At 70.4% G+C, this 26,090-nt stretch carries 26 protein-coding genes; 13 read left to right on the top strand and 13 right to left on the bottom strand.

What is annotated here, in order from left to right; translation table 11 throughout:
• Positions 1-45: 45 nt before the first annotated feature.
• Together ACIOHP_RS05730 and ACIOHP_RS05735 are read left to right on the top strand one after the other, a co-directional pair.
• Complete coding sequence (locus ACIOHP_RS05730; protein WP_401883695.1) at positions 46-888, top strand: hypothetical protein; 843 nt, start codon at positions 46-48, stop codon at positions 886-888.
• A 23-nt stretch (positions 889-911) separates the two neighbouring features.
• Positions 912-1,964, top strand: a complete 1,053-nt coding sequence (locus ACIOHP_RS05735) for an NAD-dependent epimerase/dehydratase family protein (protein ID WP_401883697.1) — start codon at positions 912-914, stop codon at positions 1,962-1,964.
• Between the two features lie 9 nt (positions 1,965-1,973).
• On the opposite strand, the gene ACIOHP_RS05740 is transcribed toward ACIOHP_RS05735, so the two are convergent.
• Positions 1,974-2,354: a luciferase family protein gene (locus ACIOHP_RS05740; RefSeq protein WP_401883699.1), complete on the bottom strand. Its 381-nt coding sequence runs from the start codon at positions 2,352-2,354 to the stop codon at positions 1,974-1,976.
• A gap of 265 nt (positions 2,355-2,619) precedes the next feature.
• On the opposite strand from ACIOHP_RS05740, the gene ACIOHP_RS05745 reads away from it, so the two are divergent.
• Positions 2,620-4,311 (top strand): lysyl oxidase family protein, encoded by a 1,692-nt coding sequence (locus tag ACIOHP_RS05745; protein WP_401883701.1) that lies wholly within the window; start codon positions 2,620-2,622, stop codon positions 4,309-4,311.
• 81 nt (positions 4,312-4,392) lie between these two features.
• Here the strand turns inward: ACIOHP_RS05745 and ACIOHP_RS05750 are convergent, their stop codons facing one another.
• Complete coding sequence (locus ACIOHP_RS05750) at positions 4,393-5,547, bottom strand: sensor histidine kinase (RefSeq protein ID WP_401883703.1); 1,155 nt, start codon at positions 5,545-5,547, stop codon at positions 4,393-4,395.
• 114 nt (positions 5,548-5,661) lie between these two features.
• Here ACIOHP_RS05750 and ACIOHP_RS05755 point away from each other — a divergent pair, with 114 nt between their 5' ends.
• Positions 5,662-6,030, top strand: coding sequence for a DUF4333 domain-containing protein (locus tag ACIOHP_RS05755; protein ID WP_361550644.1), 369 nt, complete (start codon positions 5,662-5,664; stop codon positions 6,028-6,030).
• On the opposite strand, the gene ACIOHP_RS05760 is transcribed toward ACIOHP_RS05755, so the two are convergent.
• Positions 6,031-7,122 carry a cytochrome P450 gene (locus ACIOHP_RS05760; RefSeq protein WP_401883705.1) on the bottom strand — a complete coding sequence of 364 codons (1,092 nt, stop codon included), beginning with the start codon at positions 7,120-7,122 and terminating at the stop codon, positions 6,031-6,033. It abuts the gene before it with no gap.
• A gap of 93 nt (positions 7,123-7,215) precedes the next feature.
• Positions 7,216-8,049: a patatin-like phospholipase family protein gene (locus tag ACIOHP_RS05765; RefSeq protein WP_401883707.1), complete on the bottom strand. Its 834-nt coding sequence runs from the start codon at positions 8,047-8,049 to the stop codon at positions 7,216-7,218.
• Positions 8,050-8,152: 103 nt separating this feature from the next.
• Here ACIOHP_RS05765 and ACIOHP_RS05770 point away from each other — a divergent pair, with 103 nt between their 5' ends.
• Complete coding sequence (locus ACIOHP_RS05770) at positions 8,153-8,800, top strand: TetR/AcrR family transcriptional regulator (RefSeq protein WP_361550638.1); 648 nt, start codon at positions 8,153-8,155, stop codon at positions 8,798-8,800.
• A gap of 150 nt (positions 8,801-8,950) precedes the next feature.
• Positions 8,951-10,069 (top strand): sugar ABC transporter substrate-binding protein, encoded by a 1,119-nt coding sequence (locus tag ACIOHP_RS05775; RefSeq protein WP_401883709.1) that lies wholly within the window; start codon positions 8,951-8,953, stop codon positions 10,067-10,069.
• 52 nt (positions 10,070-10,121) lie between these two features.
• Here ACIOHP_RS05775 and fxsT read toward each other — a convergent pair whose 3' ends face one another.
• From fxsT to ACIOHP_RS05800, 5 genes are all read right to left on the bottom strand, one after another.
• On the bottom strand, positions 10,122-13,856 hold the full coding sequence (gene fxsT / locus ACIOHP_RS05780; protein ID WP_401883711.1) for an FxSxx-COOH system tetratricopeptide repeat protein: 3,735 nt from the start codon (positions 13,854-13,856) through the stop codon (positions 10,122-10,124).
• Complete coding sequence (locus ACIOHP_RS05785) at positions 13,856-14,443, bottom strand: toll/interleukin-1 receptor domain-containing protein (RefSeq protein ID WP_401883713.1); 588 nt, start codon at positions 14,441-14,443, stop codon at positions 13,856-13,858. Before ACIOHP_RS05785 ends, fxsT begins: the two co-directional genes overlap by 1 nt.
• A 6-nt stretch (positions 14,444-14,449) precedes the next feature.
• Entirely contained in the window at positions 14,450-14,626 is a 177-nt protein-coding gene (locus ACIOHP_RS05790) for a DUF397 domain-containing protein (RefSeq protein ID WP_401883715.1), read from the bottom strand.
• Complete coding sequence (locus ACIOHP_RS05795) at positions 14,623-15,462, bottom strand: Scr1 family TA system antitoxin-like transcriptional regulator (RefSeq protein ID WP_401883717.1); 840 nt, start codon at positions 15,460-15,462, stop codon at positions 14,623-14,625. The genes ACIOHP_RS05790 and ACIOHP_RS05795 overlap by 4 nt, the downstream gene beginning before the upstream one ends.
• Before the next feature lie 125 nt (positions 15,463-15,587).
• Positions 15,588-15,917: an antibiotic biosynthesis monooxygenase gene (locus tag ACIOHP_RS05800; RefSeq protein WP_327718293.1), complete on the bottom strand. Its 330-nt coding sequence runs from the start codon at positions 15,915-15,917 to the stop codon at positions 15,588-15,590.
• Positions 15,918-16,033: 116 nt separating this feature from the next.
• Between ACIOHP_RS05800 and ACIOHP_RS05805 the strand changes: the two genes are divergently transcribed.
• On the top strand, positions 16,034-16,816 hold the full coding sequence (locus tag ACIOHP_RS05805; protein WP_401883720.1) for a calcium-binding protein: 783 nt from the start codon (positions 16,034-16,036) through the stop codon (positions 16,814-16,816).
• Between the two features lie 66 nt (positions 16,817-16,882).
• On the opposite strand, the gene ACIOHP_RS05810 is transcribed toward ACIOHP_RS05805, so the two are convergent.
• Positions 16,883-17,566: an ankyrin repeat domain-containing protein gene (locus tag ACIOHP_RS05810; RefSeq protein WP_401883722.1), complete on the bottom strand. Its 684-nt coding sequence runs from the start codon at positions 17,564-17,566 to the stop codon at positions 16,883-16,885.
• Between the two features lie 98 nt (positions 17,567-17,664).
• Complete coding sequence (locus ACIOHP_RS05815) at positions 17,665-19,263, bottom strand: alpha/beta hydrolase (RefSeq protein ID WP_401883724.1); 1,599 nt, start codon at positions 19,261-19,263, stop codon at positions 17,665-17,667.
• 268 nt (positions 19,264-19,531) lie between these two features.
• Between ACIOHP_RS05815 and ACIOHP_RS05820 the strand changes: the two genes are divergently transcribed.
• Both ACIOHP_RS05820 and ACIOHP_RS05825 read left to right on the top strand, forming a co-directional pair.
• Complete coding sequence (locus tag ACIOHP_RS05820) at positions 19,532-21,103, top strand: CBM35 domain-containing protein (protein ID WP_401883726.1); 1,572 nt, start codon at positions 19,532-19,534, stop codon at positions 21,101-21,103.
• A 72-nt stretch (positions 21,104-21,175) separates the two neighbouring features.
• A complete protein-coding gene (locus ACIOHP_RS05825; protein WP_361484117.1) occupies positions 21,176-21,799 on the top strand; it encodes a phosphoribosylanthranilate isomerase in 624 nt (207 codons plus the stop codon).
• Positions 21,800-21,907: 108 nt separating this feature from the next.
• On the opposite strand, the gene ACIOHP_RS05830 is transcribed toward ACIOHP_RS05825, so the two are convergent.
• Together ACIOHP_RS05830 and ACIOHP_RS05835 are read right to left on the bottom strand one after the other, a co-directional pair.
• Entirely contained in the window at positions 21,908-22,402 is a 495-nt protein-coding gene (locus ACIOHP_RS05830; protein WP_401883728.1) for a MarR family winged helix-turn-helix transcriptional regulator, read from the bottom strand.
• A 42-nt stretch (positions 22,403-22,444) separates the two neighbouring features.
• Positions 22,445-23,368 (bottom strand): amidohydrolase family protein, encoded by a 924-nt coding sequence (locus ACIOHP_RS05835; protein WP_361550614.1) that lies wholly within the window; start codon positions 23,366-23,368, stop codon positions 22,445-22,447.
• A gap of 942 nt (positions 23,369-24,310) precedes the next feature.
• Here ACIOHP_RS05835 and ACIOHP_RS05840 point away from each other — a divergent pair.
• The 4 genes from ACIOHP_RS05840 to ACIOHP_RS05855 all read left to right on the top strand — a co-directional run bounded on the left by ACIOHP_RS05840 (position 24,311) and on the right by ACIOHP_RS05855 (position 26,022).
• Positions 24,311-24,736 (top strand): hypothetical protein, encoded by a 426-nt coding sequence (locus tag ACIOHP_RS05840; RefSeq protein ID WP_401883731.1) that lies wholly within the window; start codon positions 24,311-24,313, stop codon positions 24,734-24,736.
• Between the two features lie 111 nt (positions 24,737-24,847).
• Positions 24,848-25,168, top strand: a complete 321-nt coding sequence (locus ACIOHP_RS05845; protein WP_401883733.1) for a MerR family transcriptional regulator — start codon at positions 24,848-24,850, stop codon at positions 25,166-25,168.
• A 249-nt stretch (positions 25,169-25,417) separates the two neighbouring features.
• Positions 25,418-25,621, top strand: a complete 204-nt coding sequence (locus tag ACIOHP_RS05850; protein ID WP_046247661.1) for a cold-shock protein — start codon at positions 25,418-25,420, stop codon at positions 25,619-25,621.
• 98 nt (positions 25,622-25,719) lie between these two features.
• Positions 25,720-26,022, top strand: a complete 303-nt coding sequence (locus tag ACIOHP_RS05855; RefSeq protein ID WP_361484127.1) for an SCO5918 family protein — start codon at positions 25,720-25,722, stop codon at positions 26,020-26,022.
• Positions 26,023-26,090 lie beyond the last annotated feature (68 nt).

A 26,090-nucleotide genomic window follows, 5' to 3' on the forward strand; every position in this document is an offset into this window, starting at 1 on the left:
GCGACCTGGTGGTGAAGTCCCACCCCACGAAGGGAGTTCACCCCCATGCGCACCCGCATCGCGCGTTTCGTCACCCTCCTCACCGCCCTGCTGGCGGCGGCCTTCACGACGGCCGCCCCGGCACAGTCGGCCGACAACTGGAACCCGCCGTCCACCCTCGTACAGCCCCTGAACGAGGTCTGGAACCACGTCGAGTCGACCTATCCGAACCTCTACGGCTTCCGCAACTACGGCTGGGACCAGGTCATGGCCAACAAGGGGAGCATCAACTACTGCGTCCGCTGGGAGTCCGACGCCCCCGTCAGCACCGCACTGCGCGACCAGATCCACGCCCAGCTGAAGAAGCAGTTCGGCAAGTGGACGGCGGCCATGCTCGACAACGGCACGGGCACCAACGCCTGGCCGTACCCCCATGTGCCCGTCAACATCGTCGGCTGGGCCGTGAAGAACCGCTCCACGCTCCAGTGGACCGACAACTCGGTCGACATCTACGTCAACAACCTGGACGGCGGCGGCGCCCCGCAGTGCGCGCCCGACTGCGGCCGCTTCTTCCACCAGGACGGCAACTACACGAAGTGCCCCGGCGGCGTCACCCGCCACTACGACCAGTCGCTGTGGCTCACCAAGGGCTTCCAGGGCGGCGCGGGCGGGGACTGGGGCCAGCGGGTCGGCCAGGAGTACTTCACCGGGGCCCTCGGCCAGGAGAACATCCATATCTATCTCCACGAAGTCGGCCACACCTTCGGGCTCGACGACTTCTACGACTGGACGCCGACCGGCCAGTGCTGTTTCCTCATGAAGGCCGGATCGGCCACGCAGATCACGGAGTTCGACAAGTGGATGGCGCGTGACTTCTGGCGCCATCTGAAGAGCCGCTACGGGCTCTGACACGTTCTGTTCGAGGAGCGCGGGTGGACGACGTGGAGAGGACCCCGGTCCTGGTGACCGGCGGCAGCGGCTTTGTGGGCAGCCACTTGGTGAAACGGCTCCTGGAGCGCGGCCATCGGGTCCGTACGACGGTCCGCAGCACCGCCGACTCGCCGAAGACCAGGCCCCTGCGGGCGATGCGGGCCGAATTCCCGGACAGGCTCGACCTGTTCGAGGCCGACCTGCTCGCCGAGGGCTCCTTCGACGAGGCCGCCCAGGGCTGCGGGACCGTCTTCCACGTCGCCTCCCCGTTCCTCGTACCGGAGAGGATCAAGGACGGCCGCAAGGACGTGGTGGAGCCCGCGCTCCTCGGCACCCGCAACGTGCTCGGCACCATCGACCGCACCCCGGCCGTCCGCCGGCTCGTCCTCACCTCCACCGTCGGCGCGATCTTCGGCGACTACGCCGACGTACTGGAGATGAAGAACCGGACCCTCACGGAGGAGTACGTCAACACCACCAGCACGGTGGCGAACAACCCCTACCACTACGCCAAGACCGTCGCCGAGCAGGCCGCCTGGGACGCGGCGAAGGCGCAGGACCGCTGGAGCATGGTCGCGGTCAACCCGGGCCTGATCCTGGGCCCTTCGCTCACCCCCGCCTCGGAGTCCGGCAGCCTCTTCCTCCTGGAGGAGCTCTTCAAGGGCTACTTCTTCTACGGCGCCCCGGACTTCAGCTTCACCACCGTCGACGTGCGGGACGTCGCCGACGCGCACATCGCCGCGGCCGAGAACCCGCGGGCACACGGCCGGTACATCCTCGCGGCGCCGACCATGACGTCCTTCCACGACATGTCCCGCATCCTGCGCGCCGCGTACCCCAGGAACCTCCGCCTGCCCCGGACCCGGCTGCCCCACTGGCCCGTTCGCGTCCTCGGCCCGGCGTTCGGCCTCACCCAGGACTACATCCGCAAGCACCTCGGCATCCGCTTCGAGGTCGACAACAGCCGCAGCATCGATGAACTGGGCCTCACCTACCGCCCGATCGAGGAGACGGTCCTGGACCACTACCGGGCATGGCGGGCATCGGCGGGATGACGGGACCGCTTACGCCGGTATGTCGCGCGGTACGACCGTCACCCGTCGGAAGTTGCACGTCGCCGCGGACTCGCCGGCCTGTCCCTGATACGCCTTGAGGGCCATGCTGACCAGGCTCAGCAGCAGGTCGACGTCGGTGTCGCAGTCCAGGTGCACGGTGACCCAGCGGGAACCGGGGACCAGGTGGATCGCGGTGGACCCCTGGAGGTCCCTCGCGAAGCGTTCGATCGCGCGGCCGGTCAGATGCAGGTCCACATCACGGTCGGAGTGGAAGTGCACGATCTCGCCGTGCGGGGAGCGCAGGGCCCGCCCGGTCCCGCAACTGGGGTGACCCGTGCGGAGGTCGGGCCAGACGTGGAGGCGCTCGAAGGCGCGCTCGGCGAGAGTCATGTGCCCATCGTCGCCTGCTCACCCCCGCGCAACCAGGGGTTGAGGGAAAAGTAACCGGGGCGTGAGGTGCGGGGACGGGCGCCGCCCGATCGATGGATTTCCTTCCCAACAGGCAACCTGAACACCCTCTTTACCGGTCTCACAGGACGCTCACAGGTGTGCCGGAGTGCATGTGGGGCCGCATGGGGGTGCGTCCACACCGTCGGCCGCCCGTGGGTTGTCCAGTCCGATGCCCCTGACCAGGGCACTCGCAGACGAGGAACCGATGACCAGTCAGCAACACCGCAACCGCAGCCGCTGGAAGCGCCCCGCGCTCGCCGCCGGCGCCGCGCTCACCGTCGTCGTCACCGGAGCCGGAGCGGCACCCGGCGCCGGGGCCGCGCAGGCCGCCACCCCCGGCAAGCCGAAGCTCAAGCTGATCGCCGCGTCGAACTCCGTGACGCTCGACCGGTGGCAGGGGGAACCCGGGGTCTACCTGGACCTGGGCACGTATGTCACCGTCGACAACGCGCCCCTGGAGTTCAAGGTGACGCGGAAGTCCTACAAGGACCCCGTCGTCGCCAAGCAGGTCTTCCGCCACGACGGCACGACGACGACCAAGGCGCTGCCCACCGGGCTCGTGAAGGACTTCTCCGGGCTCCCCGGGTTCCTGGAGGTGTCCGTCAAGGACGCGAACGGGGCGGAGGTCGCCAGGACCAAGGGGAACTTCTGCCCCAACAACGCCTCCGGCCGGCTCCGGCCGGACGCGCCCGCCACCTCGCACTATCCCGAGAGCTGTCCCACCAACCCGTTCACCATCGGGTCGGTGTGGGGTGTCGAGAAGGGCTGGGCGTCCAACTCCAGCACCGTCGACTACGACAAGCCCGTGGACCTGCCGGTGGGTGAGTACACCGCGAAGGTGTCCGTGGCGAAGAAGTACCGGGACCTCTTCGGGATCCCGAACGACTCGCCGACCATCAAGGTCACCGTCCGGCAGCCCAGCGAGGACGGCGGCGTCGGCCGGGGCATGTCCGCCCACCAGGGCGGCGCGCACGGCTCGGCCCACGGCTCGGCTCACGGGTCGGCCCAGGGCGCGGCCCACCACTACGGCCCGCGCGGCGCCGACGAGCCCACCCCGGGAGCCCTCTCCCACGCCCTGGAGGACCGTGGCCTCGCCCACCACCTCGGCGACGGCCGCGGCCACACCGACGGCTCGCGCATCGCGGCCGCACTGCGGCCCAACAGCACCCGGCCCACCGGGCGGGCCGGTGTCCCGGCCAACGTGCCCAAGCCGGACCTGCGTTCCCTCCCGGCGTGGGACATCGCCATCACCGACGGCGAGGACGGCGACGTACCCGGCAAGGACTACCTGGCCTTCAGCGCCAACGTCTGGAACGCCGGCCCCGCACCCCTGGTCGTCGACGGCTTCCGCAAGCCGGGCGCCGATCTGATGGACGCGTACCAGTACTTCTACGACGCGAATGGCAAGCAGGTCGGCTACACGCCCACCGGCACCATGGAGTGGGACCCGCGCATCGGCCACGAGCACTGGCACTTCACCGACTTCGCCAGCTACCGGCTGCTGAGCGAGGACAAGACGAGGGAGGTGCGCAGCGGCAAGGAGGCGTTCTGTCTCGCCAACACCGACGCCGTGGACTACACGGTGAAGAACGCCAACTGGAAGCCGTACAACACGGACCTGTCGACCGCGTGCGGTGAGCAGAACTCCATCTCGGTCCGCGAGGTCCTCGACGTCGGCTCCGGCGACACCTACACCCAGTACCGCCCCGGCCAGTCCTTCGACATCACGGACCTGCCGAACGGCACGTACTACATCCAGGTCATCGCCAACCCGGAGAAGCGCCTCCAGGAGACGAACCTGAACAACAACGTCGCCCTGCGCAAGGTGATCCTGAGCGGCGAGCCGGGCAAGCGCACGGTCAAGGTACCGCCGCACGACCTGGTCAACGCGCCGTAACCGAACGGCCTCGCATCGGCGCGGGTGTCGGACGGTGCCCCCTGCGGGCATACGGCGACACCCGCGCCCCGACCGCCTCGGTCATTCGGCCGAGAGCGGGAACACGGCCCTGGTCTCCCACCCGTGCCCCGCACGCGGCCCGGCCGTCAGCTCGCCGCCCAGCGCCGTCACCCGCTCCTTGAGCCCGACGAGCCCGAAGCCGCCGCCGTGCGCCGCGTCCGGGAGCGGGGAGCCGCCCCGGCCGTCGTCGGCCACGGACACGGTCAGACGGCCGCCGTCGAGGCCCAGCCGGACGGTGACCTCGGTCGCGTCGGCCGCGTGCCGTCGTACGTTCGTCAGCGCCTCCTGTACGACCCGGAAGGCCGCCGCCTGCACCTCGTGCGGCAGGTCGTCCGGGACGCCCCCGCGGTCCAGGGCGACCTTCTGGACCGGACCGCCGAAGCGCTCCACCAGGTCCTCGATGCCCACGAGGTCGCCCACCGGGCGCCGGTCGGCCTCGTCGGCGTCCCGCAGCACACCGACCGTGCGCCGCATGGACGCCAGCGCCTCGGTCGCGGCGCCCTCGATGCCCGCCAGCACCGGGTCGAGGTCCTCGGGCCGGGTGGTCGCCATCATGCGGGCCACCTGGGTCTGGACGAGGATGCCGGTCACGTGGTGGGCCACGAAGTCGTGCAGGTCGGCGGCGATGGCGAGGCGTTCCTCGCGGCGGGTCTCGGCGACGGCGACGGTACGGCGGTAGTCGAGGGACCGCAGATAGGCCGCCAGGGAGGCGACGAGACCGGCCAGGACCAGACCGACCAGGACGTAGGCCGGGGCCTGGCCCGAGGTCAGCTGCCCGGAGTAGCGGGCGGGCTGGGCGAGCACGGCCGCCAGGTCCAGCAGACCGCACACCACGGCCCAGCGCGGCGGACAGTGCCGTACCGCGACGAACAGCAGACACAGCAGGACGGCGACCTCGCCCGGGCCGAAGGCGGCGACCCGGTGGGGGGAGAGCGCCGACGCGGTGTAGAGAAGCGAGGCCAGGGCGGGCACGGCGGTGCGCAGCTGCGGGGTGAGCCAGTCGGGCCGCCGTGCGGCCGGCCACAGCAGCGCGGTCAGGCCGACGGTGAGGACGGCGGCCGGGCGCCCGACGCCGTAGCCCGCCTCCACCGTGCCCAGCACGTCGACGAAGCACAGCGCGAGCAGCGCACCCACGACGGCACCGCGGGCGCAGCCCCGGGGGGAAGCGGACTTCATGGGGATCACGGTATGCGCGCCGGTCCCGTCACGGGATCGGCCGAACGGCCGAGGAGCGGGACCCGGGGGAGGGGCGATGCTGGAGGTCCCTCTCACCTCAGGAGCACGTGCGCCATGCCGGACAGCAGATTCCTCCTCGGTGTCGTCGGCGGCGCCGCCGCGGTGCTGGCCCTCGGCGGGATCGGCACCCATCTGCTCTCGAGCACCGAGTCGACGACCGCGCTGGACGCGTACGACACCGTCACGGTCGACGGCCGCAAGGCCCTCGCCCCGAACATCGTCGCCGGCCGCACCGAGAGCCTCTACCACCCGCTGCCCTGGGTAGGCGTGAAGGTCCATGTGTCCTGCCCCGAGGGCCTGAAGGCACAGGCCGGGGCGACCCTCACCTGCACGGGCCGGCGCACCGACGGCACGACGCTCGACATCCCGGTGACGGTGGTGAGGGTGACGGACACGCACCTCACCTGGAAGTTCGAGCGCTGATCAGCCGACCCGCAGCGGCAGCTCGGCCAGCCCCCGCAGCAATGTGCTGCTGCGCCAGGTGAGTTCCGCCGGGTCGGTCGCGAAGGCGAGCGCGGGACGGTGTCGCAGGAGCAGCCGTACGGCGACGGCGGCCTCCATACGGGCCAGCGGGGCGCCGAGACAGTGATGCAGGCCGTGCCCGAAGCCGAGGTGGCCCGTCGTGCGCCGGGTGATGTCGAAGCGGTCGGGGTCGGGGAAGCGGAGCGGGTCACGGGAGGCCGCGGCGAGCGAGACGAGCACCGCGTCACCGGCGGCTATGCGGACACCCGCGAGCTCCAGGGGCTCGGCGGCGAACCGGAACGCGGTGGTGTGCACGGGTGAGTAGTGGCGCAGTGCCTCCTCGACGGCGGACTCGGTCAGACCGGGGTCGTCGCGGAGGAGGGCGAGCTGGTCCGGGTGGGACAGCAGCCCGTGGAGGGTGGCCGAGATCAGGTTGACGGTCGTCTCGTGCCCGGCGACGAGCAGCAGGAAGGCCATGCCGAGCAGTTCCTCGCCGTCGAGGTCTCCGGCGAGGTCGCCGAGAAGGGTTCCGCTGCGTCCGGTCAGCTCGGTCAGACACGCGGTCAGCGCGGCCCCCGCCGCGGCGGCCGCCTCCGGCGAGGTGGGCATGACCAGCTCGTTCGACCAGGCGTGGAAGCCGTCCCGCTCCTCGGCCGGAACCCCCAGCAGCTCACAGATCACGGTGACGGGCAACGGCAGCGCGTACTGCCCGACGATGTCCACGGTCCCCTGCCGTGGCAGTACGGAGATCAGCTCCCCGGCGATCTCCTCGACCCGCGGCCCCAGCGCACCGATCCGCCCGGCACTGAAGTGCCCCGCGACCAGCCGCCGCAACCGGGTGTGCTGCGGCGGATCGCTCTGCAACATGTTCCGCCCGAGAGCGTGCCCGCCGTCGCTCTCCCAGGACGCGGAGTACCGGATGTCATTGGCCAGCCGAGGATCGGTGAGCGCGGCCCGCGCGAGCTCCCACCCGACAACCATCCAGGCTTCGCCACTGCCGGGGACATGGACGCGGTGGACAGGACCTTGGGTGCGGAGGGTGAGGGGTTCCATGGGAGATGCCTTCCGTTTCATGCTTTTCAGCTCGTTTTCCGACGCCGGCTCGCTTCCTTGAGCCCGTCCGGCGTTTGAGGACGCGCACCCCCGCTACCCCTGCCACACCTCACCCACCGCCTCCACGACCCGCTCCGCCTGCGCCCGCCCCGCCAACGCCGCCCCCACCCGATGCGCATCGGAGGTCAGATCCCGCCCCATGGCCCGCCGCGAGGCGGCATCCGGCACGAGCAGGCTGACAACCGCACCCCCGGCACGGAGCTCGGCCGCCTGCCGCTCCGCCCCGGGATGCGGCCCGACCGCCTTCGCGACCGGCGCGACGGCCAGTACCCGCTCATACCCACGGGCCAGTTGGAGATTGGCCGTGGACCGGCTGCCCCCGTCGATCCAGCGCCGCCCACCGACGGAGACGGGAGAAAAGACCAACGGCACCGCACAACTCGCGGCCACCGCCTCGACGAGCGAGACCTTCGCATCACGGTCGAACGTCTCCACGACCCCCGTACGAGCGTCGACGGCGGCGATCCGCAGCCCGGCCCCCGGCCACTCCTCCACCCCCCGCAGCACCTGCCGCACCAGCGGGAGCACATCGCCGCCGGCCCCCGCGGCCAGCGCGGCCCGCCCCAGCCGCCGTACGGACCGCTCGGGGTCCCGGGACCCCAGCGCCGCCCACAGAAAGCGCGCCGTCTGTGCCGCGGTCACGCTCAGGACCAGCCGGTCTGCCCCGCTGAGCTGACGTTCGTACAGCTCACGCGCCGGCTCCCCGTACGCCAGCCGGGTGCCGAAGACCGCCCCGGCCGAGGTGCCGATGACGACGTCGGCACGGGCGAGGTCGACACCGCCGTCCGCGAGGCCGGTCAGCACCCCCGTCAGCCACGCACCCCCGACCGGCCCCCCGCCGCCGAGCACCAGTGCCGTCCCGCCCATGCCGTGCCCCTCCCGCTAGAAGTGGGGAGTACTCCCCACTTCGTGTTCCGAAGATAGCATCACGACCGGGGAGTGCTCCCCACTTGGGTACGGAGGGCAAGACATGGGCGCACTGCGACGCGACGCGCGGCGCAACCGGGAACTGCTGACGGAGGCGGCACACGACGTCTTCACCGAGCAGGGCCTCGACGCACCGCTGGACGTGATCGCCCGCCGGGCCGGCGTGGGCAACGCGACCCTCTACCGCCACTTCCCGACTCGCGCCGCCCTCATCGACGCCGTCTTCCGCGACCAGCTGACCGGCACGATGACGGCGGGCGAGGACGCGAGATCCGCCCCGGACGCCTGGACGGGCCTGACCGCCTACCTGGACGCCGTGTTCACCACCCTGGCCGCCGACCGCGGCACGAACGACCTCATGACCACCCGCGTGGACGGCGTCGACTCCCTGGCTGCCGTGCACGCCCACAACCGCGAGACGCTGGAACTCCTGCTGCGCCGCGGCCACGAGGAGGGCACCGTCCGCCCCGACGCCACCGTCGAGGACGTCCTGTTCACCCTGGCCGCCCTGGGCCGCGCGGTCCCCGCCCTGACCGCCGCGACGACCCCCGACACCTGGCGCCGCCCGCTGGCCCTGCTCCTGGCGGGCCTGCGCCCCGACGCGCTCCGGTCACCCCTGCCGGGCACGGCCCTCACCCCCGCCGAACTGGGCGACGTACTCCAGGAGTTGGGTCCGCACCGCACGGCGTGAGGACGGGCCCGCCCACCCGCCGACCACTCACAGGTCAAATGTGAAACAAGGCGTGGTGGGTAGGGGAGATTCGGTACGGGTCTCCTGTGAGCGGTTTTGGCGCGAGACGCTCGAAGCGCTCCGCCGCTCCACTGCTCGGAAGGCACGTCAGTGAACGTTCGTACCGCCCCCCACAGAACCGCCCTCCTCACCGTCGCCTCGGCGCTGCTGCTCACCTCCTGCGGTGTCGTCGACGCCGTCAGCGGAAGCGAGAGCTCCGCGAGTCCGAGGAAGGGCGACGACATCACGGTGGGCCTGCTCCTGCCCGACAAGGAGACCAAGCGCTTCGAGAAGTTCGACTACCCCCTCATCAAGACGCGGGTCGCCGACCTCACGCACGGCAAGGGCACGGTCCGTTACGCCAACGCCCTGGCGAGCGCGGACAAGCAGAGCCGGCAGTTCGAGCAGATGATCGCGGCCAAGGTGGACGTCGTCCTGGTGGATGCCGTCGACGCCAAGGCCATCGCGCCGGACGTCCAGAAGGCGAAGGACGCGGGTATCCCCGTCATCGCCTACGACCGCCTCGCCCAGGGCCCGATCGACGCGTACATATCCCACGACAATGAACTCGTCGGCGAGGTGCAGGCCCGCTCCATCCTGGAGGCGCTCGGCGACAAGGCCGAGTCCAGCAAGATCGTCATGATGAACGGCTCACCCGCCGACCCCAACACGGCCCGCTTCAAGGCCGGCGCGCTCAGCGTGCTCGCCAATCACGTGGTCATCGCCAAGTCGTACGACACCGAGGAGTGGAAGCCGGAGATCGCCAAGGCCAACATGACCAAGGCCATCAAGGCGGTCGGGCTGAGCAACATCTCCGCGGTCTACTCGGCCAACGACGGCATGGCGGGCGCCGTCATCGACGCGATGAAAGCCGCCGGCGCCACCAGGATCCCACCCGTCACCGGCCAGGACGCCGACCTCGCGGCAGTGCAGCGGATCCTCTCCGGCGGGCAGTACATGACCGTCTACAAGTCCTTCCTCGAAGAGGCCAACAACGCCGCCGAGATGGCCGTCGCCAAGGTCAAGGGCCGCTCCATCGAGTTCGACTCCCTCGCCCAGGACTCGGTCAACAGCCCGACCGAGCAGGACATCCCGTCGATGCTGGTGCCGGTGGTCGCGCTCACGAAGTACAACATCAAGGACACGGTGATCCGGGACGGGGTCTACACGGTGAAGGAGATCTGTACGCCGGAGTATGCGGCGGACTGCGCGGCGGTCGGGCTGAAGTAGGGCGGGGCGCTCAGCGTGTCCCCTCGGCCGTCGTGCCCTGCCGAATCCCGCGCTAGAGACGCACCCTTGTCTGGGGGGCTGACGTATCGGGTCGCTCCGGGTACGCGAGGTTCGGCTGCTGCACGGATCGGGCGCTGTGGGCGCGGCTGTTGACGATGTCCATGGTGTGCAGGGTGTCGGGGTGGCTCTGGCCGAGCAGGCTGATCTGTTGGGTGAGGGTGTCCAGGACGAGGTCCTCAGCCCGTTCCGTCTCACCCTGTGCGGCGAGATGGATGGCGAGATTGCCGGCGGTCACCAGGGTGTGCGGGTGGTTCTCGCCGAGCACGCGGCGTTGGCGGGCCAGGGTGTCCTCGGTCAGGGTGAGAGCCCCTTCGAGCTGCCCCAGTTCGGACAGGAGGACGGCGAGGTTGCCGGCGGTGACCAGGGTGTCGGGATGTTCCTCGCCCAGTAGTCGGCGTTGTGTTTCGAGGATCTGCACGGCCACAGCGCGGGCATCCGTCGTGCTGCCCAGGGCAGCCAGCCGCAGGGAGAAGTTGCCGCCGGCGCGCAGGGCGCCGGGGTGATCCGGGCCCAGCCGTGTCTGTTGCCAGTGCAGAGTGCTGGATTCCAGACGGTGGGCCTCGGAGAGCTCCCCCGTATCGGCGTAGGCACGGGCCAGGTAGGCGGCTGCCCACATGGTGTCCTCGACGTCGGCACCCAATCGCCGCTCCCAGTCCTGGTGCAGGTCCTGGAGCCGGGCCAGCGCGGTACGGGTGTCCCCGCGGTCCAGCAGGTACCAGCACGCCTCGCAGGCCGCGAAGCGGGCGAGCGGTGTGGTGAGGTCGGCGGGGCTGATGGCGAGGAGGTGCGGCAGCAGGGCGGGCCAGTGCGGCCAGGTCTCCGGGTCGGCGGCCTGGCCGGGGTAGGCGGTGGCCAGCAGGGCGCTGGCGTGGCGCGCGGCCAGCGCACGGCTCTCGGGGGTGAGCTGGTCACGTAGGACGGCTTGGGTGAGACGGTCCACCTGGATGCTGCCGCCGGACCCCCGGGCCAGCCCGAGGCGTTCCACCGCTGTCAGGGCCTTCCGGAAGGCGCGGGGGTCGGACAGTGCCTGCACCAACTCCGCGCCGCCGCCGTCGTCCTGTGCCTCCGCTCTGGCGGGGTCACTGGCGTGCAGCGGGAACGGCTCCGGTGCCAGCAGCGTGCACGCTCGCAACAGGTCGACCGCCAGCGGGTCCGAGCCGGCCAGCAGGGTCATGCTCCGGTCCAGCTGCGTGGACAGGGGGCCCGGATAGTCGAACGGCGTGCCGTCGCTGACCGCCGCGTCGGCATGGAGTTCCAGCTGTTGCAGGTACTGGTCCGGGGTGAAGAGATACAGGGACTCCCCGGCCTGCGCCAGCGCGAGGGGCAGATCGTCCAGGGCGGTGGCCAGGCGACGCGCGTCCTCGTCACTCAGGTGCGGACTGCGCAAGCGGAGAAGGTCCACCGCCTCGGTGCGGTCCAGGGCGCCGACCTCGACCGACGCGGCGACCTGGTGCCAGAGCGGGTTTCGGGAGGTGATCAGTACATGTCCCTCACCGGTCGGCAGATGGCGGGTGAGGTAGCCCGGGGCTTCGGCGTTGTCGAAGACGATCAGCCAGCGCGGCCGGGTTCGCAGGTGGTTGAGGAGCGCCTGGACCGCCTCCTGCTCGGAGGCCTTGGGGGCGGCACAGTCGATGAGCCGTGCGAGCGTGGCCAGCTGAGAGGGGATCGGCCGGTCGGCCTCGACCCACCACACCAGCTCGTACTCCCCGCTGAACCGGTGCGCGTACTCGATGGCCAGCTGGGTCTTGCCCACCCCGATCCGGCCGCTGAGGGCCAGCACCGATGCCGCGCGTGATTCCGTCAGCCGAGTGCGGACCTGCATCAACAGGTCCTCCCGGCCTACGAAGTTGGACCTGCGCGGCTGCACGTTCCACACCTGCGGCAGACTCCCCGGCAGCCGGGGCCCCGACGCGCTCGACCTCCGTGCACGGGTGCCACCCGGGAAGTCGGGCATGCCGGGCGGTCTATGCGGGCCGGACACCGCCTGCAGCAACGCGGCCCGCGCCTCCTCTTCGCCCAGCCCGGACAGGTTCGCCGCCAACAGCCTCCGCAGGGCCGGCGGTGCGACGGCGTCGTCGATGCGTACCGGGATGAGCCTGCCCTCCGTGGCGAGCACCGCGCTCTCCTCGTCCAGCGTGAGCCGACCGGCCTCGAAGTACGCCTGGGAGAACAGGGCCATCGTCCGCCCCTGAGACAGCCTCCGGTTCGCACGCTCGGCGAAGTCGTCCCCCGCGCCCCAGTGCCACACGTCCAGCTCGACCGTGTACCCGGCGTCCTGCAACTGCCAGGCCACCCACTCCGCCCATGGCCGGTCCGGACCGGCGTAGGAAATGAACAGGCGCTCGTCCGACGGGGCAAAGCCTGCCTCCGGAACCGCGCTCACGGGAGCGTCCCCCCGCAGCCGGGCACCGATCGCCCTCGCGACGCTCGGCAGCGCCTCCTCGGACAGCGTGTAGGGCGGGATCGACTGGGCGATGGACGGCAGATCGCGCAGTACGTGCCGGGGGGTGATGACGGGGAACAGGGCCCGGTCGGTCTGCTCCTCCAGGGTCTGCCGCAAGAAGTAGTTCACCTCGACCCGCCGCTGTGAGTCCACGGTGTCCCGGGCGAGCAGGATGAGATGCCGGCAGGTGTCGATGACCGCGTGCGGGTCGTCGTCCCGCGGTTCGCCCCAGAAGCTGGTGAACCCCTCGGTGGCGAGCAGCGTCACCAGTTTCCTGGCGTCGTCGCTCGTGTTCGCCGCACCGCTGATGAAGAAGTCGTACTGGTACTGCCCCCCACGCCGCCCCGTCCTGATCGCGGCGTCCACATACGAGTCCCGGCTCTCGGTGAAGAGCCGCACATCCGACAGGTTCCGTGCGATCAGCCCCGCGATCGAAGCGAGGCTGTGGCTGATGAGCTGAGGGCTCCTGAAGTCCTCGGTCAGGACCGGGAGTTCCTCGCCGAACGACCAGTACGCCGAGTACGGCACCGTGCAGTGATCCAGCACCCGCTCGACCGCCGCTCCCTCCGGAACCCAGGCGTTGTAGCTGGACTTGAGCGCGGGCTGGAGCTTCCGCCGCCACTCCGCCGCCCGCTCGTACTCCTCGCTCATGTCGAACCGGCAGAGCAAGGGAAGCGTCAGCAGCCGGGAGCGGTCGTACGGCAGCCCGTTGCGCGCCTTGGCCGCCCTGGCCACCACCTCCAGTACGCCGTCCACGTTCTGCTGGTTCGCGGTGAAGGCGTACGCCAGGATGTGCGGCAGCTGAGCCGTGCAGATACCGCCGGAGTCCGAGATGCCGGTCCTGCTGTCGACGAAGACGACGTCGTACGACTCGATCCAGCGCCGCCGCCAGTCCTCCAGCACGTTGCCGAAGTCCTGCTCCTCGTACAGCGCGTCCCAGTCGATGCCCTGCACGTTCGGGATGTAGTCGCCCCCGACCCCGCCCGCGGCGATGAGATCGAGCCGTGAGCCGTCCGGAAAGGTGACCGGTGTGATGTGCCCCAGCGCATCCACCGGCTGCCCGTCGCGAGCGCCCAGCACCATTTCCACCAGCCCGGTCTCCGGGCTCTCCATATGGGGGCGGAAGTAGTAGTGCAGGCCGGGGGCCTCCAGATCCCAGTCGATGCAGAGGACCCTGTATCCCCACTGGGCGAGCAGCGTGGCGGTGTTGGAGAGCAGAAAGCTGCGGCCCACCCCGCCCTTGTAGGAGTAGAACGTCACGACCTTGCCGTCGAGTTTGTCCATCACAACCTCGGCAGACGGCTCTGGGGAATCTTCCGATAGGCCTCCGGACGGTCGACCGGCCAGTCGGCCTGCCACTCCGGCGCGCAGTCGATGAGCGACGCGACCTCCTCGGCCACGGTCCGCATTTCCCGCTGGAACGCCACGTAGTCGGGAGTGTTCCGGAACTGCTCACCGTCGTGCCCGTACTTGCTCAGGTCCCTGCAGTGCTGTGTCGCCTGCGCGTCGGGGTGGAAGTGGTCACCGTCCGCGAACCTGATCGGGTAGATGAGGGTCGGCGCCTGACCGTTCGACTCCCCCAGGACCTCCTGACGCTTCCGCATGCTGGTCCACTCCGCCATGCACCACTCGGAACGGAAGTAGGGCGGCGACCATATCGCCACGAGACAGCGGCTTTTCAGGAGGGCGTCTTCGAGTTTCTCCGGCCAGCGTGTTCCCACCGGGATCTCGTAATCCACGAAGACCCGGGGGTCGTTGGGTAACACGTCCCACAGGGACTTCGTCAACTCTTCCTGGAAATGGTTCTTCACCCAGTCTTTTACATGCCCTCTGTTGCTGTAACTGATGAAGACGTCGTACTCGTAATCCACCCCGCGCTACCTCTGGGCGACAAAGGCGGCCCAGGCGTCCGGAGCGACGGTGAGCTGCGGACCGGCCGGGTTCTTGGAGTCACGAACGTGGATGACGGCGGGCTGAGTCGCGACCTCCACGCAGGCACCGCCTTCGTCACCGCTGTAGCTCGACTTGAACCACTGAAGTGCCGTGTCGCTCATCGCTCTCCCAGCAGACGATCCAGCAGATCCCTCGTGTCCTCGGGGGTGAGGGCCTGTGACCGCAGCATCGCATATTTCTGGTTGAGGATCGCCACCTCGCCCTGATCCGCGATGAGTTGGCTTCCGCGCTGCGTTTCCATGTAGGCGAGACGCTGGTGTTCCGGGGTCTCCAGGAGGATGAACGGCCCGTTGAGCCCCGCATGGGTGGTGCGCTTCAGCGGCAGCACCTGGAGCATGAGCCCCGGGAGTTCGGAGCACGAACGCAGGTGCCGCAACTGCTCGACCCAGACTTCCGTCCCGCCGATCGGCGCGTTCACGACCGGCTCCCAGATCACGAAGCTGGTCATCGGCCGATCCTTCCGGTGCAGGATGGCTCGCCGCTCCGTACGGCCCGCCACCAACTGCGCGATCTCGTCCTCGTCGTAGACCGGCACGCGACTGCGGAAGACGGCCTCCGCATAGGCATCCGTCTGGAGCAGGCCAGGCAGCACCTGGCTCTCGTACCACGAGACAGCGATGGCCTCCCGCTCCCGCGCCAGAAACTCCTCCGCCCACAGCGGGACGAGATCCACCTCCGGCATCTTGCTCAACGCGACCGACAACGCCCCCTTGGTGTCGAGGAGTTCATCGAGCCGCGCGGCGACGTCCGGCATCAACCGCCGTCTGCCCTGCTCGATCGAGGCGACGGTCTGCTCCCCGAGACCGAGCATGTCGCCCAGCTGCTGCTGCGTGTACCCGGCGGCCGTCCGGAAGACGGCGAGCAGCGCGCCCACCATCCTCATCGCGGAGGCGTTCCTGCGTGCGGTCCGTGACCGTGGACCTGTCGTCGTTCCCATGGCGTTGAACTCCCCCGCCGCGCCCGTACGTTCACCGCGACGCACCCGTACAAACGCGTTGTACGGGTGCGCACAGGGTTCCATGATGGACACGGAGAGTGACTTACGTCAGGGGAACGCCGGGATCAGCCCTCCTGGGGCCCCGCGGACTGCACGACCTCGAAGGACCACAGCGTCGCCCCGGACGCCGCGGGCTTCTGCTGCTCCCCGCCCTGGGCGCCACCGCCACCACCGTGGGAGGCCCCCATCTGGGACCGCCACTTCTCGAAGTCCTCCTCGGAGCGCCACCGCGTGTACACGAGGTAGGTGTCGGTGCCCTCCACGGGCCGCAGCAGCTCGAACCACTCGAAGCCGTCCGACCCCTCCACCGCCCCGGCCCGCGCGGCGAACCGCTTCTCCAGGACTTCGCGCTGCTCTTCAGGAACCGTGAGTACGTTGATCTTGACGATGCTCATGCCCCTATTGTCCGCCACGCACCAGGTGTTTCAGGCGTGATCACCGGTACGTACACTGCGTCCATTCGTCAGCGGCCCGCCATGGGGGTGGCAGGCCTGTCCCATGGGGGGACCTCATGCGTGGAACGACGATCGGCGCTGCCCTGACGGGCGCGCTCGCCATAGCCGCACTCCTCGTGCCGGGAGCTCAGGCGGACGAGGTGGTGGGCAACGCCGACGCCGGGGCCTTCCGGATCAGCGGCGGGGGTGGCTCGGGCAACGACGTCGTCCTGGGTGTCACGGACTCGCGGAAGATCACCGTGAGTCTGACGGCGAGCGACGACTCCGGCATCGACGTCGCGGACTTCACGCTCTATCACGGCAGGAGCCTCGCCACGGCCGACGCGGTCCTGAAGGCCGCCGAGACGACACCGGTCTGCAAGGCCGACGGGACCACCTCCGTCTGCACCAAGCACTACACGGTCGCCCCCCGGCGCGACCTGAAGAACTCGCTGGCCGGCATCTGGACGGTGGCCGTGGACGTTCGGGCCAACGACGGGGACTACGTGAAGGCGGACGGCCACACCACCTTCTTCATGAAGCGCTACGCCAAGCTGACCACCAACGCCTCCCCGGAGCCGGTCGCCAAGGGCGGCACGCTCACCGTCTCGGGCAAGCTCACCCGGGCCAACTGGGACACCCACGACTACCGCGGCTACGCGAATCAGAACGTCTCGCTCCAGTTCCGCAGGCCGAGCACCGACTACTACGAGCCCCTCGGCTACGTCGAGACCAACACCTACGGCGTCGCCACCACCAAGGGCACCGTCAGCGCCGACCGCTACTGGCGCTACTACTTCCGCGGCACCATGACGACCGGCGCGGCCAAGGCTCCGGGCGACTTCGTCGACGTCCGCTAGCCGCGGGAGGTCATGGCTCAGGTGTTGTGCTGTGGGAGGCAGGGAGTGCCGTGCACCCGCTGCCCTTCACAGCGTCCGCCCTTCCTGAAGCCGCACCCCGTCCACCGTGACCAGGTCCGTCCGTTCCGAGCCGCCGACCACGCGCACCCAGCTGTCGACGCTCAACTCGCTGCCCTGAAGCTTGATGTGGAAGCCGCCGTACATGCCGGGGACGGGGAACCAGAGGCGGGGGATGTCGAGTTCGGTGAGGACGGTCGGGTCGGGGAGGCGCAGGGCGTGTTGGGTGGCCAGGTCGTCGTTGCCTGTGCCGCCGCTGCCCGAGCGGTGGTGGATCAGGCGGTGGAGGTGGGTGCGGAGGCGGTCCAGGACGTCCTGGGGCTGCGGGTGGCGGTAGGCCGGTGACAGCAGGGCGACCAGGTGCTGGTGGCCTCGTTGCACGGCGATGTCCACCGGGCGGGTGCCGTCCGTGGAGCGCAGGGTGCGCCAGGCGCCGCGGGCGAGGAGGAGGCGGCCCACCGTCTCGACGTCGGCGCCGTGCCAGGCGGCCTGGTGCAGGGGGCCGTAGGCGCTACGGCCCTCCAGGCGCCCGGAGTTGACCCACTCGGGGCACTCGTCGAGGACCTGGAAGGCGGTCTCCCAGTCGCCGCTGTGCGCGGCGTCGGACAGCCGGTCCCGCTGCGCCGCCCACTTCTCCTTGATGGAGTCCCGGCGGACGACCCCGTCCCACTGCGCGCTGCTCTCCACGGCCATGGCGCCGAGTCTACGGATCATGAGAACCGAGGTCCGGTGGGCTCATGGGCTCATGGGCGAGGCGCCGGCCCTGGCAACGGACCGGCGCCTCAGAAGGGTCAGCGCAGGGTGCCGATGCGTTCCACCCGGTCGCTCACCCCGTTCCGGAGCTCACTCAGCGTCGTACCGGAAGGAGCCACCGTGGGCGTCGACGACGGCGGCTGGGTCTCGTCCGCGCAACTCGTGCCGCGCTTCGGGACCTTCAGGTCGGCCAGGTAGGCCGTCACCGCGTCCGTCGCGCACGCGCTGCGCCCGAACGCCGTGTGTCCCTCGGCCTTGAACGTGAGCAGCCGTCCGTTGTCGAGCTCGCGCGCCAGCGCCACCGCGTCCCGGTACGGGGTGTCCGGGTCACCGGTCGTGCCGAGGACCAGGATCGGCGCGGAGCCCTCCGCCTCGAAGGGGCCGCCGTAGCGGCTGACCTGCTCGCCGGGCCACTGGACACAGGCCGTGGCGTGCTGGTGGTCGTAGGTCGGCGGGCCGAAGGCCATGGCGGGGCCCAGGAGGGGGGCCAGCCGGGCGTTGGTGGTGACCTCGCGCTTCAGACGGGCCGCACTGTCCGGGTAGTCCTTGTCGACGCACTCGACGACCACGTTCGGGCCGAGGAAGTCGAAGCTGGCCGGGGACGGCGGCCGCAGCAGGAAGGACGTGTTGTCGCGCAGCTGCGCCTTGCGCATCGCCTCGCCGAGGGCGGGCCAGATGACCTTGCCCTCGTTGATGTTGAACATCAGGCGGTACACGAGGGTGTAGCCGTTCGCCCGGCCGCCGCTCGCGGTCACGACCGGGTTCGCGTCCAGGTCCGCCTTCAGCTTCTCGAAGGCCGCGCGCGGGTCGCCGTCGCCGAATCCGCAGGTCGCCTGGTCCGCGGCGCACCAGTCGAGGAAGCGGCTCATCGCGCCGTCCAGGGCGAGGTACTGGGTGCGGTCGTAGGCGTACGGCTGGTTCGCGTAGCGCTCCGGGTCGTAGGCCCCGTCGAGCACGAGGGCCCGCACCCGCTCCGGGAACAGGGACGCGTAGACCGTGCCGATGTAGCTGCCGAACGAGCGCCCGTAGTAGGTGAGTTGCTCCTCGCCGAGCGCCTGGCGCAGCAGGTCGATGTCCCGGGCGACGTACTCCGTGCCCACATACGGCAGCAGGGCCCCCGCGTTGTCCTGGCACGCCTGGTCGAAGGCGGCGGCCTGCTGTACGGCGGGTTCGTAGGCGTCGGGGCCGGGGACACCCTTGGCCGCGGTGACGGCGGCCGTGTACGTGGGGTCGTCCCAGCACTGGAGGGCCGAGCTGCGGCCGACGCCCCGCACGTCGTAGCCGAAGACGTCGAAGGAGTCGCGCAGTTCGGCCGGCAGGTCGGCGTAGTTGTTGCGGACGAAGTCCACGCCGGAGTTGCCGGGGCCGCCGGGCTGCATGAAGAGGGTGCCCTTGTGTTCGGCCTGGTCAGTGGCCTTCTTGCGGATGACGGCCAGGGTGATGGTGGCGCCGTCCGGGTCGTCGTAGTCGAGCGGCACGGCGGCGTTCGCACACTCGAAGCCGCCCTGGCAGGGCGCCCAGGCGAGGGTCGGTACCGGGGCCGGAGCGGTCCGGGCGGGTGCCGCCTGGACTGCCCCGGCCCCGGCTATGACGAGCGCGATCGCCGCCGCACCGACGGTTTTGAGTGGTCTGAGCACGGTGTGTCCCCCTGTAGCTGATGTGGCACCAAGAACCCGTGGATGAAGAGGAGTTCGAGGGGCTTCCCGTTCCACAGGGAACGCACAGGTGTTTCCGGGATGTCTCCGCAGCGTTCTTCCATGTGAACAGAAATCAGCTACCGGACTATTGACGTGCTCAGGCCAGCACTCCTACCTTCCGGAGGAAAGCGCTTTCCAAGCCTTGCGTCAGACACACCGCTCCACCCCTCTGGCACGACCCGCACCGTCCTGGAGATGGAGATCCACGATGCACCTGAGATCCGCCACAGCTTGCGCCGCCCTCCTCGGCGGCACCTTCGTCGCCCTGTCCGGCCCCACCGCGCAGGCCGCCACCGCCCGCTACGAGGCCGAGACGTCCCCGGCCGTCTGCACCGGCGCCATCGAGACCGACTGGACCGGCTACTCCGGCAGCGGCTTCTGCAACGCCACGAACGCCACCAGCGGCTACGCCCAGTTCACCGTCACCTCACCCGCGGCCGGCACGGCGACCGTGGCCGTCCGCTTCGCCAACGGCACCACCACCGCCCGACCGGCGAACATCATCGTGAACGGCACGACGGTCAGCACGGCCTCCTTCGAGGGCACGAGCACCTGGACGGGCTGGACCACCAAGACCCTGACCGTGCCGGTCAATTCGGGCAGCAACACCATCCGGCTCTCCCCGACCACCGCCAACGGCCTGCCCAACGTCGACTACCTCGACGCCACGACCCCCGACGGCGGCACCACACCTCCCGCGAGCGGCGCGCTCTACGTCTCGCCCAGCGGCACCGCGGGTGCGGCCGGCACGATCGACGCCCCGACCACCCTCGCCTCGGCGATCGGCAAGGTGTCCTCGGGCGGCACGATCTACCTGCGCGGAGGGACGTACAACCACTCCACGACGGTCACCATCCCGGCCGGCAGCAACGGCACCTCGTCCGCCCGGACCACCCTCGCCGCCTACGCGGGTGAGACCCCCGTCCTCAACTTCTCGGCCCAGACCGAGAGTTCGTCCAACCGCGGGCTCCAGCTGAACGCCAACTACTGGCACATCAAGGGGCTCGTCGTCGAGCGCGCCGGTGACAACGGGATCTACGTCGGCGGCAGCAACAACGTCATCGAGCGCACGGTGACCCGCTACAACCGTGACACCGGGCTCCAGCTCGGCCGGATGGCCTCCACCACCCCGAACAGCGAGTGGCCGGCCAACAACCTGATCCTCAGCGCCGAGTCGCACGACAACGCCGACTCCGACGGCGAGGACGCCGACGGCTTCGCCGCGAAACTGACGACCGGCAGCGGCAACGTCTTCCGGTACGCCGTCTCCCACAACAACATCGACGACGGCTGGGACCTCTACACCAAGACCGACACCGGTGCCATCGGCCCGGTGACCATCGAGGACTCCCTCGCCTACGACAACGGCACCCTCAGCGACGGCACGACGGCCGGCAACGGCGACCGCAACGGCTACAAGCTCGGCGGCGACGGCATCGCGGTCAACCACATCGTGAAGCGCAGCATCGCCTTCGAGAACGGCAAGCACGGGTTCACCTTCAACAGCAACCCGGGCACGATGACGATCTCGAACAACCTGAGCATCGCCAACACCGAGCGCAACTTCAACTTCGACGGTGGCACCTCGGTGTTCCGCAACAACACCTCCTGCAACAGCGGATCGTCCGACCGGTACATCGGTGACGCCGACGGCTCCAACCAGTTCTGGTCCGGCACCAACGGCTCCCGCTGCTCCTCCTACAACGGCGCCCTGGGCTGGTCCTTCGCCTCGAACGGCACGCTCGTCGTGACGATCGGCGGCACGAAGGTCACGCTGTAACGCCACGTTCCGCGTGTGAGGCCCGGGTCCCCGATCCGGGCCTTCCGCGCGCCATACGGCAGTCTGGGACCCGTGAGCGAGAACTCCAGCGAAACCCTGTTCATCAAGATCTGCGGTTTGCAGACCGAGCGGGACGTCGACACGGCCGTAGAGGCCGGCGCCGACGCCATCGGCTTCGTCTTCTCCCAGAGCCCGCGCCGCGTCGACGCCGCCACGGCCGCCCGGCTCAGCCGCCGGGTGCCCGAGCACGTCCTGACGGTCGGCGTCTTCCGAGAGGAGCCCCTGGACTTCGTCCGTGCCATGGCCGACGAGTCCGGCCTCGGGGCCGTCCAGCTGCACGGCCCCGAGGACCACGCCTACTACGCCGCCCTCGCCACCGGCGACTGGACCCTGATCCGCGCCGCCGCCTTCGGCGACTCCGTGCCCCGCGTCGGTGAGTACGGCGAGGACATGCTCCTGCTCGACGCCCCCGTCCCCGGCTCCGGCATCGCCTGGGACTGGTCCAGCAAGCCCGTCGCCGCCCCCGGCGAGAAGTGGCTCCTCGCCGGCGGGCTCACCCCCGACAACGTCCGGGTGGCCGTCGAGGCGACCAGCCCCTGGGGCGTCGACGTCTCCAGCGGAGTGGAACACGCCCGCGGCGTGAAGGACCCCGCCCTGATCACGGCCTTCGTCAAGGCGGCCCGCCCGCCGGGCTGACCCGGCAGGCGGCGGGTTCCGGGCGACCTCGGTGACGTCGGCGACTCCGACCGCTGCGAAAGCTGCCACACCGCGCGCCCCGCAGCGGCTCGGCTCGGGGCGTCGGCGTCAGGGCAGGCGGGGGAGGATGTCCCGCGCCGCGTGGCTCAGGATGCGCAGGTCCTCCGCGAACCGCTCGCGGTCCTCGGCCGGGAGAGGGGCCACGAAATATCGGTGGATGTTCTCCACATGCACCCGCGCGGCGGCGACCGTGGTCTCCTCGCCCCGAGGCGTCAGCCGCACCAGACGCCCACGCCGGTCACCGGGATCCTCGGCCCGCTCGACCAGACCCGCCGCCTCCATACGGTCCACCAGCCGGGTGGCGCCGCCGGTCGTCAGCACCTGCTCCTGCGCGACGGCCCGCATCGACAGCCCCGGCTCGCCCGCCCGGCCCAGGATGAGCAGTACCTCGAACATCAGGTGGCTGATCCCGCACTCCACCTCCAGGGCCCGCCCCAGGAGGTACTCCAGCCGGTTCGCCGCCCCCTGAAGCCGCCCGAAGGCGAGCACCAGCTCATTGCCCGCGGCCTCCTTCGCCGTCGAGATCTCCACCCGCTCGTCCACGGCTCAGCCGCCCTCTCCTCGTCCCTGCCGGTGCACCCCTGATCATGCCGTGCCGGTCAGCCCGAACAACCCCGCCGCGTTGTCGTGGCACACCCCCCGCAGCCACGGCTCCCCGAGGTCCAGCCGCTCCAGGGCGTGCAGCTGGTGCACATACGGATAGGGAATGTTGGGAAAGTCGGTGCCGAGCAGGATGCGGTCGCCGAGGTCGGTCAGGCGGGGCAGGACCCGGCGGGGGAACGGGATGAAGTCCTCGGTGAAGTCGGTGAACGCCATCGTCGTGTCCAGCCGCACCTCCCCGTACCGCTCCGCGAGGCCGAGGAAGTCCTCGTACTCGGGCATCCCCATGTGCGCGACGATCAGCCGCAGCCGGGGATGGCGCCCCAGCACCCGGGCGACCGGCTCGGGCCCGGTGTGCTTGCCGGGCGCCGGCCCGGAACCGCAGTGGATGACGACGGGGACCCCGGCCTCCGCCAGCAACCCCCATGCCCCGTCGAGGAGTTCGTCGGCCGGGTCGTACGCCCCCACCTGTACGTGGGCCTTGAAGACCCGCGCGCCCGCCTCGACGGCCTCGCGGACGTAGGCCTCGGTGTCCGGCTCGGGGAAGAGCGTGGCGGTGTGCAGACAGTCGGGGGTGCGGCGGGCGAAGTCGGCGGCCCAGTCGTTCAGCCACCGGGCCATGCCCGGCTTGTGCGGGTAGAGCATCGAGGTGAAGGCGCGTACGCCGAACTCCCGCAGCAGCGCCGCTCGTTCGGCCTCCTCCTGCCGATAGGTGATCGGCCACTCCAGGCCGCCGGTCAGCGGTCCGAGCGCGTCGAAGTACTCCCAGACCTTGCGCAGGACCCGCTCGGGCATGAAGTGCGTATGCACGTCGATCAGCCCGGGAAGCCCCAACCGCCCCCAGAAGCGGCGCACCTCGCCGGCTTCCTCGCCCGAAGGCACGTCGCTCATGGCCGCCTGATCGCTCATGCCACCCACGATCGCCTCTGACGAGGCCGCGCGTCCAACGGCGCGGCGACCCTCCGCCAGGGCCGGGCTCCGCCACGGCGGCGGGCGTAGGCTCGAAGGCACCGAGGGCTCTTCGCGCGCCGGCTCCGCTCCGGTGCCGTTCTCGGCGAACGACGATGCCGGGCCGGTCACCGTCGGGCCCGGGGCAGGGTTCGCCTCATGACCTCGAACAGCCCCGACCGCCCGGCGACCGCCCACCCCGGGACCCCGGTCCGGAGCCGACCGCATCCACAGCGGCACCGTCAGGGACCCTCCCCCGAGGAGGGCGAGCTCCTCCGCCCGCTGACCCGCCTCCAGATCGCCGACCGCATGGGCGAACTCGGCGAGCTGTACGCACAGACCGCACCGAGCGGACGACACAAACCGCGCGCCACGAACCGCGCGGCCCCCTGGACCACATCGGCCCGCCGCTCGACCTCCCCGACCGGCTCGCCCCCGGCCCGCTCGGCTCCTTCGGCCGGCTCGTCCCTGAGTGGCTCGGGCTCGGATCGTTCGGCTCCCGGTCGCTCGGTTCCTTCGGGTGGCTCGGCCTCGGATCGTTCGGCTCCCGGTCGCTCGTCCCCGGGCGGCTCGGCCCCGGGTGGCTCGTCATCGGGTGGCTCGTCATCGGGTGGCTCGGCCCTGGGCGGCTCGTCCCCGGGTGGCTCGGCCCCGGATCGTTCGGCCCCCGGTCGCTCAGCTCCTTCGGGCCGCCCAGTCCCGGATCGCTCGGCAGCCTCGGGCGGCTTGATTCCCTCGGACGGTTCGATCCGCTCGGCGGCCCCCACGGCCTCATCGCCCCCTTCTGCCGGCGCGGCACTCCCGTCGTCCTCGGGCCGGTCCTCCTTCCCGGACCCGTCAGCCCTCCTCGTCCCCTCGGCCCAGGCCAGGTCCGCCGCCTTTCTCCGGCGGCTCGCGGAGCACATGCGGCGGCCCGGGTTCGAGCTGCTGGTGGCGGAGACCACCCGCCCCTCGGGCGCCACCGTCCTCACGGCCTGCGCCTACGGCTTCCCCGTACTCGGCGACGACGCCTGGTGGCAGGAGCTCGGCGGATACCTCCCCGCGACCCTGATGGGCCTCGCCGCCCCCGGAGGCCTGTTCGTGATCGGCGACATCCTGGTCGAGCGCCGGGTGCGCACCCAGGACCAGAGCCGCGAGTGGAACCTCGCCCGTCGCCTGCAGAAGCGGCTGCTGAGCGATCACACCGCGGCCGTCGGCGTCATGCTCGTCGACCGCGACGACACGGACACCGTCGAGGCACTGCTGTCCTGGGGCTGGCGCTGTCTGCCGACGGCCGGGGTCCGAGGGGCGTCCCCATCGGCCGACCGCCGGCTCCTGGTGCTCCGCTGACACGGATTCTGTGCTCGCCACAGCAGGATTTCCACGGAGCCGACTAGAATTCCGGTACGGGAACCAGTTCCCCTGAGCGGGCCGTGACAGGCGGTCCGCGGGAAGGCACACATGCCCTCGGAAGACCGGCCGTACGCCGTCGGCCGGCTCGACGACGACCACCACCCCGCGTACACCATGGGCCGTGCCGCGGAGGTCATCGGCGCCAGTCCCGGGTTCCTCAGGGCGCTCGGCGAGGCCGGACTCATCGCGCCGATACGGTCGGAGGGCGGCCACCGCCGCTACTCGCGCCACCAGCTGCGCCTCGCCGCACGCGCCCGCGACCTGGTCGACCAGGGCACTCCGGTCGAGGCGGTCTGCCGGATCATCGGCCTCGAGGACCAGCTGGCCGACGCGCTGCGCACCAACGAGAAACTGCGCCGCGGCGAGTGAATATCTCACAGCGCCAGAGTAGAAACCCGACCGGTCAGGAAAAAGTACTTTCGGAGGCGGCGACAGTTTTTCCGCCGACTGCCCGCTTATTCTTGTCGTCGATTTCGTCCGTGCTAGGCTGAATATCAGTTGCAGTTGTGGTTGCCATTCTTGCCATTCATGCCGGTTTTCCCGGGGCAGGTGATCATCACAGCGATGAGGGAGCTCGCGAGGTGCGGGTTCCAGCACTGCCTAAGTAGGAGAAAACACATGGCCACCGGCACTGTGAAGTGGTTCAACGCGGAAAAGGGCTTCGGCTTCATCGAGCAGGAGGGTGGAGGCCCCGACGTCTTCGCTCACTACTCGAACATCGCCACCCAGGGCTTCCGCGAGCTTCAGGAAGGCCAGAAGGTGACTTTCGACGTCACGCAGGGCCAGAAGGGCCCGCAGGCGGAGAACATCGTCCCCGCCTGACACACGGCTGAGCAGGGGCCCGCACCTTGGGTGCGGGCCCCTGTCCGTTTCTCCGGCCCGGTTCTCACGCCGGATCCGCCCTGACCTGGTGAGGCACCATGCGCTGTGTGATCGCCCGTTACCCCTTCGACCTGTCCAAGGCCGAAGTGGAGAAGTCGATGGAGAAGGTCCGGCCCGAGCCGGTGACCGACGCCTCCGTCGCCTCGGTCGCCATCGGCGGCCGGCCGTACCCCGTCAAGCAGGTGGGAGCGGTGATCACGGGTCAGGATCCCCGTGACTTCACCGCCGCGGAAGTGGTCCGCGCCCTGGTCCGTCTCGGCTTCACCTGCGAGAACGCGCCCCCCAAGGCGGCCCCGGCCCCCGACCTGTCCTACGGCTCGGTCGACCGTCTTCTCGGCTGACCCGCCCCGCCCCTCCTGATGGCGCCCGTGACCGACGGTCGCCAAGGTGTGCGGTCGGTTAATTTTGG

This window comes from Streptomyces sp. NPDC087859 (assembly GCF_044742595.1).
GTDB classification, from domain to species: domain Bacteria; phylum Actinomycetota; class Actinomycetes; order Streptomycetales; family Streptomycetaceae; genus Streptomyces; species Streptomyces canus_F.

Bases quoted from the DNA above. Each gene is read 5' to 3' on its own strand.
- ACIOHP_RS05730 (WP_401883695.1), top strand. From the start codon at position 46: ATGCGCACCCGCATCGCGCGTTTCGTCACCCTCCTCACCGCCCTGCTG.
- ACIOHP_RS05740 (WP_401883699.1), bottom strand. From the start codon at position 2,354: ATGACTCTCGCCGAGCGCGCCTTCGAGCGCCTCCACGTCTGGCCCGAC.
- ACIOHP_RS05745 (WP_401883701.1), top strand. From the start codon at position 2,620: ATGACCAGTCAGCAACACCGCAACCGCAGCCGCTGGAAGCGCCCCGCG.
- ACIOHP_RS05750 (WP_401883703.1), bottom strand. From the start codon at position 5,547: ATGAAGTCCGCTTCCCCCCGGGGCTGCGCCCGCGGTGCCGTCGTGGGT.
- ACIOHP_RS05755 (WP_361550644.1), top strand. From the start codon at position 5,662: ATGCCGGACAGCAGATTCCTCCTCGGTGTCGTCGGCGGCGCCGCCGCG.
- ACIOHP_RS05760 (WP_401883705.1), bottom strand. From the start codon at position 7,122: ATGGAACCCCTCACCCTCCGCACCCAAGGTCCTGTCCACCGCGTCCAT.
- ACIOHP_RS05765 (WP_401883707.1), bottom strand. From the start codon at position 8,049: ATGGGCGGGACGGCACTGGTGCTCGGCGGCGGGGGGCCGGTCGGGGGT.
- ACIOHP_RS05770 (WP_361550638.1), top strand. From the start codon at position 8,153: ATGGGCGCACTGCGACGCGACGCGCGGCGCAACCGGGAACTGCTGACG.
- fxsT (WP_401883711.1), bottom strand. From the start codon at position 13,856: ATGGACAAACTCGACGGCAAGGTCGTGACGTTCTACTCCTACAAGGGC.
- ACIOHP_RS05790 (WP_401883715.1), bottom strand. From the start codon at position 14,626: ATGAGCGACACGGCACTTCAGTGGTTCAAGTCGAGCTACAGCGGTGAC.
- ACIOHP_RS05795 (WP_401883717.1), bottom strand. From the start codon at position 15,462: ATGGGAACGACGACAGGTCCACGGTCACGGACCGCACGCAGGAACGCC.
- ACIOHP_RS05800 (WP_327718293.1), bottom strand. From the start codon at position 15,917: ATGAGCATCGTCAAGATCAACGTACTCACGGTTCCTGAAGAGCAGCGC.
- ACIOHP_RS05805 (WP_401883720.1), top strand. From the start codon at position 16,034: ATGCGTGGAACGACGATCGGCGCTGCCCTGACGGGCGCGCTCGCCATA.
- ACIOHP_RS05810 (WP_401883722.1), bottom strand. From the start codon at position 17,566: ATGGCCGTGGAGAGCAGCGCGCAGTGGGACGGGGTCGTCCGCCGGGAC.
- ACIOHP_RS05820 (WP_401883726.1), top strand. From the start codon at position 19,532: ATGCACCTGAGATCCGCCACAGCTTGCGCCGCCCTCCTCGGCGGCACC.
- ACIOHP_RS05835 (WP_361550614.1), bottom strand. From the start codon at position 23,368: ATGAGCGATCAGGCGGCCATGAGCGACGTGCCTTCGGGCGAGGAAGCC.
- ACIOHP_RS05840 (WP_401883731.1), top strand. From the start codon at position 24,311: ATGCGGCGGCCCGGGTTCGAGCTGCTGGTGGCGGAGACCACCCGCCCC.
- ACIOHP_RS05845 (WP_401883733.1), top strand. From the start codon at position 24,848: ATGCCCTCGGAAGACCGGCCGTACGCCGTCGGCCGGCTCGACGACGAC.
- ACIOHP_RS05850 (WP_046247661.1), top strand. From the start codon at position 25,418: ATGGCCACCGGCACTGTGAAGTGGTTCAACGCGGAAAAGGGCTTCGGC.
- ACIOHP_RS05855 (WP_361484127.1), top strand. From the start codon at position 25,720: ATGCGCTGTGTGATCGCCCGTTACCCCTTCGACCTGTCCAAGGCCGAA.